Raw genomic sequence first — 13635 nt, 5'->3', positions numbered from 1 at the left:
CCCGCGCCCGTACGGCCGCCTGGGTCCGTACGGAGCGGGTCACCCGAACGAAGCCCGCCCCGCGTACGACGCGTACCGCTCGGGGTTCCACCAGCGCGGCCGCGGGCGTCCGCGCCCCCAGTACCCCGCGGCCGTCCGGCGACCCCGCCTCGGTCCCGGCCCGATCCAGCAAGGAGCCCACAGCACGGTGAGCACGTCCGACACCCCGCAGAACCCGCCGTACGGGGCACACGGCGCCGCGTCGCACGCCGAGGAGAGACCGGAGCCCGGCGCGGTGGCCGACCGCTCCCGGGACAGTGGCGCGACCGTGGCCGACACGGGGCGCGCCGCCGGGGCGCGGCCCGTCGTGCCCCGGCAGACCCCCTCCACCCTGGGGCGGCTCGTCGCGACCGTGGAGCGGTTGCGCGAGGAAGTGCGGGCCGCGCACGCCGCGGCCGACGGCCGGGCGCTGATCGAGCTGGCCAAGGGGATCCTGATCGGGCGGCTGCACTGCACCCCCGCGGCCGCCGCCCGCCAGCTCGACGAACTGTGCAGGCAGTCCGGCCTGTCCCCGCTCGAACTGGCCGCCGACATCGTCAACCAGGCGGCCCGCGACCAGCTCGGGGAGGCCGCCGCCGAGTTCGTGGAACGGATCGGCGCGCCGTCGGCCGCCTCGGACCCCGCCGCCGTGCGGCTGCGCACCGCCGAGAGCGGGGCACTGGCCGCCGGTGACACCCAGGCGGTCGCCGAATCCCTGCTGACGAACGCGCTCGCCCCGCTCGGAGCGGTGGCGGTCGCCGTGTGGACCGCGGTGCCCGACGGCTCCCTCACCCTCGCGGGTCATGCCGGGTTCCCGGCCGAGGAGGCCGCGCGCTGGCGGCACGTACCGCCGGGGGTCTCGACCGTGGCGCGGCTCGCGCTGCGCGAGCGCGGGCCGGTGTCCCTCGCCGGGACGGACCGGGACGGCCCGCCCTCGATCGGCCGTACCCAATGGCCGGACGGCGGGCGGATGGCCGTACCCGCCGGGACCGGCGGGCGGATCCACGGCGTGCTCGAAGTCTGCTGGCCGCGCCCGCTGCCGCCGCAGCCGCCGCAGGTCGAGCGGCAGATCGAGACGCTGGCCGAGCTGTGCGCGCACACCATGGAGCTGTGGCCGCCGCACGGCCCGAGCCGGACGGAGGCCGTGCTTCCGGACGTCGTGGAGCTGATCGACCTCTCCGAGGGGCTGCACGACCCGGCCATGGTCCTCACCCCGGTGCTCGACCACGCGGGGCGGCTCGTCGACTTCCGGATCCGGCACGTCAGCAGCACCTTCGTCGACCCGGTGGGCCGTCCGCGCGGCGACGTGGGCGGCGCGCTGCTGCTGGAGGCCTATCCGATGGCCGCCGGCGACAGCGGGCTGTTCGACACGATCGAACGGGTCCACGCCACCGGCGAGCCCTTCCGCGCGCAGCGGATGAACCTCACCGCGCTCGTCGACCAGGTGCCGCTGACCACGGTCGCGGACATCAGCATCAGCCGCCACGGCGCGGCGGTCCTGCTGATCTGGCGGATCGAGGACGAGACGGCCCGGCTGGCGAGCCTGCTCCAGCACGCCCAGCGCCTGGGCCGGATCGGCGGCTTCGAGGAGAACCTGGCCACGGGCGTGATCACCTGGAACGCGCAGCTGTACGCGCTGCACGGGATCCCGCCCACGGCGCCCCCCGTCCCGCTCCGGGAGTTGCCCGCGTACGCGCACCCGGACGACTCCGCCGGACTGGGCCGCTTCCTGCGGACGGTCCTGCGCTACCGGCGGCCCGCTTCGGTCGACTTCCGCTTCCGGCGGCCCGACGGCATCACCCGCCACATCAGGGTGATCGCCGAACCCGTGCTGGACTCGGACCAGCGACTGCACGCCGTACGCGGTGCCTGCCAGGACATCTCCTCACAGCACTGGACCGAGGTGGCGCTGGCCGCGACCCGGGACCAGCTCGCCCACACCGAGGCCGAGTCCGCCGAACGCAGCCGCCTCGCCCTGCAGTTGCAGCAAGCCATCATGCCGCCGACGCCGCGGGCCATCGAGGCCCCGGGGCTGCGGGTCGCCGTGCGCTACCGGCCCGCCGAGACGGAGTCACTGGTGGGCGGGGACTGGTACGACACGGTGATACTGCCGTCCGGTCTGGTGCTGCTGTCCGTGGGCGACATCGCGGGCCACGGGATCGAGGCGGCGACCGGCATGGTGGTCCTGCGCAACGCACTGCGGGGTCTGGCCGTGACCGGCGCCGGGCCCGCGCAGCTGCTGTCCTGGCTCAACATCGTCACCCATCACCTGACCAAGCAGGTGACGGCGACGGCCGTCTGCGGCCTTTTCGACCCGCGGACGCGGGTGCTGCGCTGGGCGCGGGCCGGGCACCTGCCGCCGGTCCTGCTGCGCGGGGGCGAGGCCACCGCCTTCCCGCTCATCGAGGGTCTGCTGCTCGGCGCGCTGCCGGAGGCCGTCTACGCGGAGCGGGAGGCGCGGCTGGAGCCGCACGACACCCTGCTGATGTTCACGGACGGGCTGGTGGAGCGGCGCGATTCCTCGGTGCACGACTCCCTCGGCCACCTCATGGACGCCGCGGCCGACCCGGCCGTCGATCTCGACGGGCTGCTCGACCGGCTGCTCGCCGACAGCCGTTCCGATACGGACGACGACACCTGCCTCATCGGCATCCAGGTGTCCTGAGTCCCCCGGAGGGACCGGGCGGCGGCCCCGCCGCCCCCCTCACCACCGTCCGCACGCCTCGCACCGCACGCCTCGCACCTCACACCTCGCGCCACCGCGCCATCGCCCAGGAGAACACACCGAACAGCATCAGCCCGACGGCGACCGCTGCCAGCAGCCACGGTCCGGCCGGAGTTCCGGTGAACGCGCGCAGGGTGTCGTCGACGCCCTTCGCCTGGCCCGGGTCGTAGCGCCAGGCGGCGTACCCGGCGAAGCCGCCCGCCGCGGTGAAGACCGCGCCCCGGGCCACTCCTCCGCTCACCCCGAGGACGTCGACGGCCCGCTTCCACGGCGCTGACATCCCACCCATGGTGAGGTGCTTGCGGAACCGGCACTGGGCCGCCCGTACGGCGATGGTCACGCCCGCGGCCGCGATGGCGAGCCCGGCCGCACCCACCAGCCACTGGCCGGCGGGCAGCCCGAGTGCCTTGGCCGTCACGTCACGGGACTGGTCGTCGCCGGAGCCTCCGCTCCCGGAGCCGGCGGCGAAGGACAGGACGGAGAAGGCGGCGGTGGCGTAGAATACGGCCCGGCCCGCCGAGGCGAGCCGTTTGGTGGCCTTGCCGCCCTCCGGTCCGGCCGCGCCGAACGCCGCCTCCGACAGGCGCCACAGCACCATGCCGACCAGTCCGATGCCGACGGCCCAGACCATCACGGCGCCGAACGGCCGCCCTGCCAGGGTCTGCAGCGCGCCCTGGCGGTCCGCCTCACCCGCGTTCTCGCCGAAGGCGACACGGACGGCGATCACTCCGGTGAGTACGTACAGCACACCGCGCGCGACCAGCCCGCAGCGCGCGGCCACTTCCCGGCCGGCGCCGCCTCTGGACGCGGTCCGTTTGCCTTCCTGAGCCACTCCTCTGGTCACCGGCTCAGACCTCGCCGCGCCAGGCGCCGGTTTCGACGCCCCGCGATTCGATGAACCGTTTGAAGTGCTTCAGGTCCTGGCTGACCCGGCGTTTGACGAGGCCGAGCCGGTCGGCGGCGCTCTCCGCGAGCCCGTCGGGCGCCCAGTTGAGGTGCAGGACGATCTTGGTCGTGCTCGCGTCGACGGGCTGGAAGGTGACGAGCCCGGCCTGGCGGGTCTCACCGTCCACGGTCATCCACGCCACGCGCCGGTCCGGGAGCTGCTCGGTGATCTGCGCGTCGAACTCGCGCTCCACCCCGCTCACTTTGGTCACCCAGTGGGTCCGGGTGTCGTCGCACTGCTCCACGCGCTCGACCCCCTCCATGAAGACGGGAAACTCCTCGAACTGGGTCCACTGGTTGTAGGCCGTCCGCAGGGGGACGTTGACCTCGACGTATTCCTCGACGTGGGACATCGCTCGGTCCTTCCTCGACTGGACTTCTCGGCCGGGCTCCTCGGCCGGACTCCTCGGCTGTGCGCTGCGACCCCCGTCTACCCCGGGTCGCCTGTCCCATGCTCCGGACGCACCGGCCGTGTGAGCATATTCCAAAGGAATGTGCGGAAGGGGAATTCGCAATGCATTTCGCGCCCCCCGGCGTACGCCCTACGTTGACAGTGCGCCGCGCCCTGAGGGTTAATTGCCTTTGAGGTGGCCTGATGTGGTCGCGCGGGGGGCTGGATCCGCCAGACGATGACCGGATTGTTCCGCTGATCATGGGGGGCCAGCACTGCCCTGGTGATCGTACATTGAGTGGGTATTGACGAATCCGACTCTTCCGTGGGGGATCAATGACCCAGCTCGGCTCTTTCTCCGTTCCCGATTTCCATATTCCGTTCGGGAACTCCAAGCATCCCGAAGCCGCGCGGGCCAACGCCGAGTCCACCACGTGGGCGTTACGCCACGAATTGGTCAACGCCGCGGCGGAGCAGTTCGCGGGCATCGGCTGCGGGCACCTCGCCGGCCGGGTGAGCGGTGAGGTGCCGTACGAGACGGTGGTCCTGCTCGCCGAGTGGATGGCGTGGTCCTTCGTACTCGACGACCAGCACGACCACCTGATCCGGTCGGGTGAGCTGGCCGCCTGGCGGCCCATGATCGAAGCGATCACCGGATACCTGGAAACGGGCCGGATCGGCGTCCCCGCGGCCGACCGCAATCCCTTGATCAACGGCTTCGTCGACCTGTGCGACCGGATCCTCGCCGGGATGTCCCCGCGGACCGCCGCGCGCTACCGGGCCCATGTCCCGCTGATGCTGGGCTCCTTGGACCAGGAGGCGGGCAACCGGGGCCCGGGCGGGCGCCCTTCGGTCCCCGACTACATCCGGATGCGCAGGCACAGTTCCCAGATCCTGCCGATGATGGACATGGTGGAGGCCGGACTGGGCATCGACCTGCCCCAGCACGTCCACGACCTCCCCGAGTTCCAGTCCCTGGCGGAGAGCGCCCTGGACGTCATCTCGTGGGGCAACGACGTGTTCTCCCTGCCCAAGGAGTACGCCTGCGGGGACACCAACAACCTCGTCTCCCTCATCTCCTTCACCGAGCACTGCTCGCTCATGGACGCGGTCCAGCGGGTGGAGGCCCGGATCCAGGCCCGCATCGAGGAGTATCTCGCCGGGGAGCAGCGGCTGTTCGCGGTGCTGGACGCGCGGCCGGAGACGGATCCCTCGGTCCGCGCCGACGTATCCCGATGCGTCCGCACGTATGAAGACTGGATGATCGGCGCGGATCTGTGGCAGCGTTACGAATGCACGCGGTACAGCGACGAACGGTTCGCGGCCGGGCTGGAGTCTGCCTACACCCGCCCGGACCTGGTATCGGTGGCATAACGCACAACAGGGAGTCGACCCATGGCGCAGACGGAGCATCCCGGCCCTGCGGTCCACGCCCCAGTGGCCCCGGGGCGGTTACCGCTCCTGGGCCACGCGGTCCAGCTGTGGCGGGAGCCGATCGCCTTCCTGGAGTCACTGCGGACACACGGTGATGTCGTACGTCTGGACATCGGCACCTGGCCCGTCCACGTCCTGACGCACCCGGACCACGTCAACACCGTGCTGGTCCAGCAGGCCCAGCGGTTCGGGCGCGGCAGGATCTTCGACCGGCTCCGCCCGGTGTTCGGCAACGGCCTGGTGACCACCGACGGCGACTTCCACCGCAAGCAGCGCCGGATGATCCAACCCGCCTTCCACCGTGGCCACATCGCCGAGTACGCCGAGGTGATGACACGTCAGGCCGAGGCGATGAGCGAGTCGTGGACGGCCGGGCAGGAGGTGTCGATGGTCACCGAGACCCGTCGGTACGCCCTGTCCTCGGTCGCCGAGATGATCTTCTCCGGTGAGATGAGCCGACCCGCCGTCGCCGAGGTGCACCGCTCGCTGCCCATCGTGCTGGAGGGGATGCTCGTCCGCGCGGTCATGCCCAAGTCCCTGGACCGGTTGCCGATTCCGCTCAACAGGCGGTTCGACACGGCCGCCGCCCGGCTGCGCGGGATCATCGACCAGGTGATCGCCCAGTACGGCACCGAACCGGGCAAGGGCCTCGGGGACGGGGCCGACGACGCGGGTGCGGGCGGGCAGCGGCACGACCTCCTCTCGCTGCTGCTCTCCAGCGTGGACGCCGAGACGGGCGAGAAGATGAGCCCCGAGCAGGTCCGCGACGAGGTGATCGCCATCATGTTCGCCGGGACGGAGACCTCGGCGACCACCCTGGCCTGGATCTTCCACGAACTCGGCCGCCACCCCGAGGTGGAGGAGCGCCTGCACGCCGAGGTGGACGCGGTGGTGGGACGGCGGTCCGTGCGGCCCGAGGACCTCGCCCGGCTCACCTATACGAACAGCGTGTTCCAGGAGGCGCTGCGGCTGCACTCGCCCCTGCTCTTCACCCGGCGCGCGCTGGTGCCGCTCACCCTGGGCGGCGTCTCGATCCCGGTCGGCGCCGAACTGGCCTACAGCCCGTACGCGTTGCACCGGGACCCGGCGCTGTTCCCCGATCCCGGGGCCTTCGATCCGGACCGCTGGCAGGGCGACCTCAACGAGCGTGCCCGGACGCACAGTTACATCCCGTTCGGGGCGGGGCAGCACAAGTGCATCGGCGACACCTTCGCGGTGGCGGAGATCCTGACGGCGGTGGCGACCGTGGCATCACGATGGCACCTCGCCCCCGCGCCGGGGGTCACCGTGCGCGAAGTTCCGGCGGGAATCCCGCAGCCCAGCGAACTGCCCATGATCCCCGTCGCGCGCCACTGACGGGCACTCAGGGACTCAGGGACTCAGGGACTCAAACGGAAAACGTGTCGACCGACTATACAGGCTCGTTCTCGAACGGGTGGCGAAATACTGCAATATTACATGGAGTCGGCAACACTCCAGCACGTGGGCCGTACACTCGGCCGCACGCGCGCAGGAGGGGGACAGGTATGTCACGTGTCATGGAACCCCAAGGATGGGCCGCACAGCCCCTCCTCGAACGGGATTCCGAGGTCCGCGCGATCCGCCAAGCGGTGGACCATCTCAGCGGCACCGCGAACAGCGGTCCGACCACTCGTCGCGGCGGCATACTCACCTTCGCCGGGTCGCCCGGCATCGGGAAGACCGCCCTGCTCGGCGAGGCCCGCCGGTACGCCGCCGAGCGTGCCTGCACCGTACTGTTCGCGCGCGGCGGCGAGCAGGAACGACAGGTGCCGTTCCACGTGATGCGGCAGCTCATCCAGCCGACCTTCGCCGCGATGACCGAGGACGAGCGCCGTGACGTCCTCGGCAGTTGGTACAGCATCGTCGCTCCGGCGCTCGGGCTGACGGCCGCCCGCAAGGGCCCGTCGGCCCCCGACCCGCAGGGCGTGCGTGACGGACTGGACTGGGTGGTCACGCATTTAACCGTGCGCAACGCCCCGGTCGTCCTCGTCATCGACGACGCCCACTGGGCGGACGCCGAGTCCGTCGCGTGGCTGACCGCCTTCGCCGCACGGGCCGAAGAGCTGGGCATGCTGATCATGGTGGCCTGCCGACCGGACGAGATCCCCGCCGACGCGGCGGCGCTGCGCGCACTGATGGGCCGCCAGGGAACGCGGCCGCACGAGCTGGTTCCGCTCACCACGAGCGCGGTGGCGCGCATCGTGCGCGACGCGCTCGGCGAGAGCGCTGACGACGTGTTCTGCCGGGAGTGCTGGGCGATCACCGGAGGGAACCCCTTCGAGGTCGTCGAGCTGGTCATGAAGGGCCGCGACCGCGGTCTCACCCCGCACCAGGACAGCATCTCCCAGCTGCGCGATCTGGCCTCCGCGGTCAAGGGCAGCGGCCTCATCGACCGGCTCGAACAGCTCGGCCCGTCCACCGTCCGGCTCGCCTGGGCCGCCGCGGTGCTGGGCACCGCGGTACCGACCGGGATCGTCGGGAGCGTCGCGGCACTCGGTGAGGCGCAGGCCACGGAGGCCATCGCGCAGCTGCGGACCGCGCGCATCCTGACCGTCCTCACCAGTGTGCGGCGCGACGAGGTCGTGGAGTTCTTCCATCCGCTCATCGCCACCGCCGTCTACCGCTCGATCCCGCCCGGTGTGCGGGTCGCCATGCACGGCATGGCGGCGACGGCGCTGGTAGACGACGGACACGGCGCCGCGGCCGCCGCCCGACACCTGCTGGAGATGCACCCCGAGGGCGACCCGTGGGTGGTGCAGCAACTGCGCCAGGCGGCCCGCGACAGCTTCTCGGCGGGCGCCCCCGACGCCGCGCGCCGCTATCTGGCCCGGGCGCTGCGCGAACCACCGGACGTGGAGGACCGCGCCGAGGTCCTCTTCGAACTCGGCTCCGCCAACCTCCTGCACGATCCCACGACGACCATCAACCAGCTCAGAGCCGCCCTGGAGGAGCCGAAGACGGACCAGGAGCTGCGGGAGGCGATCACCTACCGGCTCGCCCAGGCGCTGGCGCACACCGGACGGCTCGCCGAGGCCGCCGGGCTGCTCGCGGACGAGGCGCGGAGCGCCACGAGCTCGCGGACCCGGCTGCGCATGCAGGCCGAGCAGTTCAAGTGGAACTCGGTCCGGGTCGACGAGGAGAACTCGCCCGCGCGGTCCCGGCTCCTCGCCCAGTTCGCCAAGCGCGTCACCGGGCGCGGGCTGCCCGAGCGGCACATCCTGGGGCTCCGGGCCTGGGACGCCGCGATGCGCGGGGAACCGGCCGGAACGGCCCTGTCCTACGCCGAGCAGGCGCTGGACGGCGGACTGAGCTGGACCGACCGGGACTTCGGGTTCGAGGTTCCGGCCGTCGTCGCCGTCACGCTGATGTACTGCGACCAGCCGGGCCGCGCCGAGGAGCTCTTCAACACGGGCATCGTGGAGTTCGAGGCGAAGGGCTGGCGCGGCGCACACCTGTCGTTCGTCTACACACTGCTCGGATACGTCCGCTTCCGGCGCGGGCGGCTCGCCGAGGCCGAGGACTTCGTGCGCAACGGCCTGCAGATCGCCGACCGCGTCGGGCACGACATCCCGGCCCAGTGGTACGCGGTCGGCACCCTCATCGAGACCCTGCTCGCCCGGGGGAACACCCGTGAGGCCCAGAAGGTCGCGGACGCCTACAAGCTCGCGGACAGTTTCCCGCAGGCGGTGGTCTATCCCGATCCGCAGGCCGTGTGGGGCAAGCTCCTGCTGGCCCAGGGCCGGATCGAGGACGCCGAACGGCATCTGAGCGCGGCGGGCAAACGGCTCGACCTGCGGGGCACCCGCAACCCCTCGTGGAGCCCCTGGCAGCTCGACCTGGCCCTCGCGCAGGTCACCCACTCGCCCGAGCAGGCCCGCGCCACGGCCGCCGAAGCCCTGTCCCGGGCCCGTGCGTTCGGCACGTCCAGCGGGATCGGCCACGCGCTGCGGGTCTCGGCGGCGGCCACGGACCCGTCCCGGGCGGCCATGCTGCTCCAGGAGGCGGTGGACCACCTCGGCCAGTCACCGGCGGCCGGTGAACTCGCCCACGCGCTGATCGACCACGGCACCGCCCTGCACACCATCGGCGATCCGCACCACGCGACCCAGCAGCTGTACCGGGGGATGGAGACCGCCTCGGCCTGCGGGGCCGACGCCCTCGCGAGCCGGGCCCGCGCCCAGCTCGTGTCCACCGGGCTGCGCCCGCGCCGCCTGCACACGGCGGAACAGGACAGTCTCACCCTCGCGGAGCACACGGCGGCCGGGCACGCCGCACTCGGCCTGGACAACCCGGCGATCGGCGCCCGGATGAGCACCGACGCGCAGGCCGTCTCCGAGCTGCTGTCCTCGGTCTTCACCAAACTGGGCACGGACCGGCTCGGCTTGCGGCGCGCCCTCAACGGCTGACCACCGACCGGGCCCCGACAGGGCCCTGATGGGCCACACGCCCGCGCGAGGTTCGCGCGGGCGTGTCGCGTTGTCCGGGCAGGGGCAGGGCTCGATGAAGTTGAGGATTGTTCACTTTCCATTGACACGGCGGCCCCACGGGCCCGACAGTGCCGGAAGCGAATCGACCAACAGCATTTATGCAAGGCCCTGTTGGGCTCCCGAACCGACACGACCGAAGCGAGTCCGCATGTCAGCGCCCCTCCCCGCGTTCCCCGCCGGATTCCTCTGGGGCGTGTCCGCCTCCGCCTTCCAGATCGAGGGCTCGCCCACAGCCGACGGCCGGGGGCCCTCCTCCTGGGACGCCTTCACCAGGGAACCCGGCCGGATCAAGGACGGCTCGCACGCGGACATCGCCACCGACCACTACCGCCGCTACCGCGAGGACGTGGCACTGATGGCCGAACTCGGGGTCGGGGCCTACCGGTTCTCGGTCTCCTGGTCTCGCGTCCTGCCGGACGGACACGGCCGGGTCAACCGCGCGGGGCTGGACTTCTACGACCGGCTCGTCGACGAGTTGTGCGGCGCCGGGATCGCCCCGGTGCCCACCCTCTTCCACTGGGACACCCCGCTCGCCCTGGAGGAGCGGGGCGGCTGGCTCGACCGCGACACCGCCGAGCGGTTCGCGGCGTACACCTCGGTGGTCGCCCAACGCCTCGCCGACCGCGTGCCGCGCTGGATCACCATCAACGAGCCCGCCGAGGTCACCCTCCTCGGCTACGGCCTCGGCGAACACGCCCCCGGCAAGCGCCTCGTCTTCGACGCGCTGCCCGCGGCCCACCACCTGCTGCTGGCCCACGGGCTCGGCGTACAGGCCCTGCGCGCGGCGGGGGCCCGCGAGATCGGCATCGCCGCCTCCCACAGTCCCGTCCGGGCCGCCGGTGACAGCGACGAGGACCGCGCCGCCGCCGACCTGTACGACACGCTCACCAACCGGCTCTTCGCCGACCCCGTCCTGACCGGCGCCTACCCGGACGGCCTCGCCGAGCTGCTGCCCGGGCCGGTGGCGGAGGACCTGGAGGTGATCTCGGCGCCGCTGGACTGGTACGGGATCAACTACTACAACCCCATGCTCGTGGGCGCCCCGCGGGCCGCCGCCGCCACCGATTTCGGCGGGATCGGCATCCCGTCCGGCCTGCCCTTCGCCATCGAGCCGATGGAGGGGTACGAACGCACCGACTTCGGCTGGCCGGTGGCGCCGGACGGTCTGCGCGAGCTGCTCGCCGTCATGCGCGAGCGGTACGGCGACCGGCTGCCGCCCGTGTACATCACCGAGAACGGCTGCTCGTACGGGGACGAGCCGGACCCCGCCACCGGCCGGACCGCCGACACCCGACGGATCGCCTACCACGATGGCCACGTAAGGGCGTTGCACGCGGCGATCGTCGAAGGCGCCGATGTCCGGGGCTACTTCATCTGGTCGATCCTCGACAACTTCGAGTGGGCGGAGGGCTACCGGCAGCGGTTCGGGCTCGTCCACGTCGACTACACGACCATGGAGCGGACGCCCAAGGACTCGTACGCCTGGTACCGCGACCTGATCAAGAGCGGCAGATGACCGCGCCCGACGCGCGGCGGGCGGGCGCGCCGTGGGTGGGCGCCCGGTGGGTGGGCACTCGGTGGGTGGGCGCGCTGTCCCTGGCCAACCTGGGCGTCTGGGTCGGCTGGTTCGGCCCGCTGCAACTGCTCCTGGCCCGGCAGGCGGCGCAGCTCGCCCCCGGCCACAAGGCGGCCACGCTCGCCCTGGTGACGGGGCTGGGCGCGGCCGTGTCGATGGTCGCCAATCCCGTGTTCGGGGCGCTGTCGGACCGTACGACCGCGCGCGTGGGCCGCCGTATCCCCTGGGTGACGGGCGGGGTCGCGGGTGGGGCGGCGGGGCTGGTGGTCCTGTCCACGGCGCGGAGCGTCGCGGTCGTGATCGCGGGCTGGTGCCTGGTCCAGCTGGCCCTCAACGCGGCCTTCGCCGCGCTGACGGCGGCCGTCCCCGACCAGGTGCCGCGCCGGCGCCGCGGTCTGGTCGGCGGCTGGCTCGGCGTCTCCCAGGTCGTCGGGATCCTCATCGGGACGGCGCTGGCCACGGTCGCGGGCGGGATCGCCGCCGGATATCTGGCCTGCGCCGCCTTCTCGGTGCTGGCGGCCGTGCCGTACGTGCTGATGCGGCGGGACACCCCCCTCGCGCCCGCCGACCGGCCCGCCTTCCGGTGGCGGAGCTTCCTGACCGGCTTCTGGATCGACCCTCGGCGCCATCCCGACGTCGGGTGGGCGTGGCTGACCCGGTTCCTGATGAACCTGTCCTACTCCATCAGCACGATGTACCTGCTGTACTACCTGACCGACGCGGTGCGCTACCGGGGCGACCCGGACACCGGGGTGCTCGTCCTGACCGCGCTCAACGCGCTCACCCTGCTCTGCACGGTGGTGATCAGCGGCATCCGTTCGGACCGCAGCGGCCGACGGAAGCCGTACGTGATCTGGTCGGGGCTGGTCATCGCGGGGGCCACCCTGCTGCTCGCGGGCTGGCCGACCTGGACCGGAGCGATCGTCGCCTCGCTGATCCTGGGACTGGGCTTCGGCGTGTACACATCGGTGGACTTCGCCCTGCTCACGGACGTGCTGCCGACGGCGACGGACCGGGGCCGGGACCTGGGCGTCATCAACATCGCGAACGCGCTGCCGCAGGTACTGGCCCCGGTGATCGCGGCGCCCGTCGTCACCCACCTCGGGGGGTACACGGCCCTGTACGCGCTCGCGGGCGCGCTGGCCGTGCTGGGGTCGGTACTGGTCGGCCGGATCCGCTCGGTCCGCTAGGGACAGCCCTCAGGCCGTCCTTCTCGGGGTGAACACGCGCAGGAAGATCTGCGAGAGCGGCCCGATGGCCAGCGCGTAGGCGACGGTACCGACGCCGACGGTGCCGCCCAGCAGGTAGCCGGCCGCCAGGACCGTCACCTCGATCCCGGTGCGCACCAGCCGCAGCGACCGGCCGGTGCGGCGGTGCAGTCCGGTCATCAGGCCGTCGCGGGGCCCCGGGCCGAACCGGGCGGCGATGTAGAGGCCGGTGGCGGCGCCGTTGAGGACGACACCGGCCGTGAGCAGGCCCGCCTGCGCCAGGACGCCGTGCAGGTCCGGCACCGCGGCGAGCGTGGCGTCCATGGTCAGGCCGACGGCGAACACGTTGGACACGGTGCCGAGGCCGGGGCGCTGCCGCAGAGGCACCCACAGCAGCAGGACCAGGGCGCCGACGGCCACGGACACGAGGCCGATGCTCCAGCCGGTCCGCTGGGCGATGCCCTGGTGGAAAACGTCCCAGGGGTCCAGCCCGAGGCCCGCGCGGACGAGCAGGGCCGAGCTGGCTCCGTAGAGGGCGAGGCCGACGTAGAGCTGGAGCAGCCGGGGGGCGGCAAGACGGCGCGGCGGGCGGGGCGGCGCGGGCGGGGCAGAGGGAGCTGGAGAGGGGGGAGAGGAGACGGGAGGGGGCACGGGGCGGGAGGTGGCGGAGGACACCGGTGGAGCCTTTCCTGGGGCCAAAGACCGACATACACCACCGTGCGGCACCGGCACAGGAGCCAGACAGGGCCAATAGTGACCAAGTGGCCTGCCCAGTGGCCTCGGCCCCTACGTGAGAATCCACACTTATTGCCCCATTTGCGCGAAATAGG

At 72.4% G+C, this 13635-nt stretch carries 9 protein-coding genes; 6 read left to right on the top strand and 3 right to left on the bottom strand.

The features are described 5' to 3' along the window. The first annotated feature begins 187 nt into the window (after positions 1-187). Positions 188-2683, top strand: a complete 2496-nt coding sequence (locus QMF80_RS30365) for a SpoIIE family protein phosphatase (protein ID WP_502962951.1) — start codon at positions 188-190, stop codon at positions 2681-2683. A gap of 79 nt (positions 2684-2762) precedes the next feature. Here the strand turns inward: QMF80_RS30365 and QMF80_RS30360 are convergent, their stop codons facing one another. Together QMF80_RS30360 and QMF80_RS30355 are read right to left on the bottom strand one after the other, a co-directional pair. After that, positions 2763-3587 carry a DUF1206 domain-containing protein gene (locus QMF80_RS30360; RefSeq protein ID WP_283459037.1) on the bottom strand — a complete coding sequence of 275 codons (825 nt, stop codon included), beginning with the start codon at positions 3585-3587 and terminating at the stop codon, positions 2763-2765. Between the two features lie 4 nt (positions 3588-3591). Continuing rightward, complete coding sequence (locus tag QMF80_RS30355; protein WP_283459036.1) at positions 3592-4041, bottom strand: SRPBCC family protein; 450 nt, start codon at positions 4039-4041, stop codon at positions 3592-3594. 374 nt (positions 4042-4415) lie between these two features. On the opposite strand from QMF80_RS30355, the gene QMF80_RS30350 reads away from it, so the two are divergent. The 5 genes from QMF80_RS30350 to QMF80_RS30330 all read left to right on the top strand — a co-directional run bounded on the left by QMF80_RS30350 (position 4416) and on the right by QMF80_RS30330 (position 12787). Then, entirely contained in the window at positions 4416-5453 is a 1038-nt protein-coding gene (locus QMF80_RS30350) for a terpene synthase family protein (protein ID WP_283459034.1), read from the top strand. Positions 5454-5474: 21 nt separating this feature from the next. Further along, complete coding sequence (locus QMF80_RS30345; RefSeq protein ID WP_283459032.1) at positions 5475-6869, top strand: cytochrome P450; 1395 nt, start codon at positions 5475-5477, stop codon at positions 6867-6869. 170 nt (positions 6870-7039) lie between these two features. Continuing rightward, the gene (locus QMF80_RS30340; protein ID WP_283459030.1) at positions 7040-9940 is read left to right on the top strand and encodes an ATP-binding protein; all 2901 of its coding nucleotides are present in this window, start codon (positions 7040-7042) and stop codon (positions 9938-9940) included. A gap of 229 nt (positions 9941-10169) precedes the next feature. Further along, positions 10170-11537, top strand: a complete 1368-nt coding sequence (locus QMF80_RS30335) for a GH1 family beta-glucosidase (RefSeq protein WP_283459029.1) — start codon at positions 10170-10172, stop codon at positions 11535-11537. Next, positions 11534-12787, top strand: a complete 1254-nt coding sequence (locus tag QMF80_RS30330; RefSeq protein WP_283459027.1) for an MFS transporter — start codon at positions 11534-11536, stop codon at positions 12785-12787. Before QMF80_RS30335 ends, QMF80_RS30330 begins: the two co-directional genes overlap by 4 nt. 9 nt (positions 12788-12796) lie before the next feature. On the opposite strand, the gene yczE is transcribed toward QMF80_RS30330, so the two are convergent. Next, the gene (yczE, locus tag QMF80_RS30325; RefSeq protein ID WP_502962950.1) at positions 12797-13480 is read right to left on the bottom strand and encodes a membrane protein YczE; all 684 of its coding nucleotides are present in this window, start codon (positions 13478-13480) and stop codon (positions 12797-12799) included. Positions 13481-13635 lie beyond the last annotated feature (155 nt).

This window comes from Streptomyces sp. G-G2 (assembly GCF_030063135.1).
In the GTDB taxonomy this organism is placed as follows: Bacteria; Actinomycetota; Actinomycetes; order Streptomycetales; family Streptomycetaceae; genus Streptomyces.
Note: the sequence above shows the minus strand (reverse complement) of the source record. Positions and strands in the feature narration are given on the sequence as shown.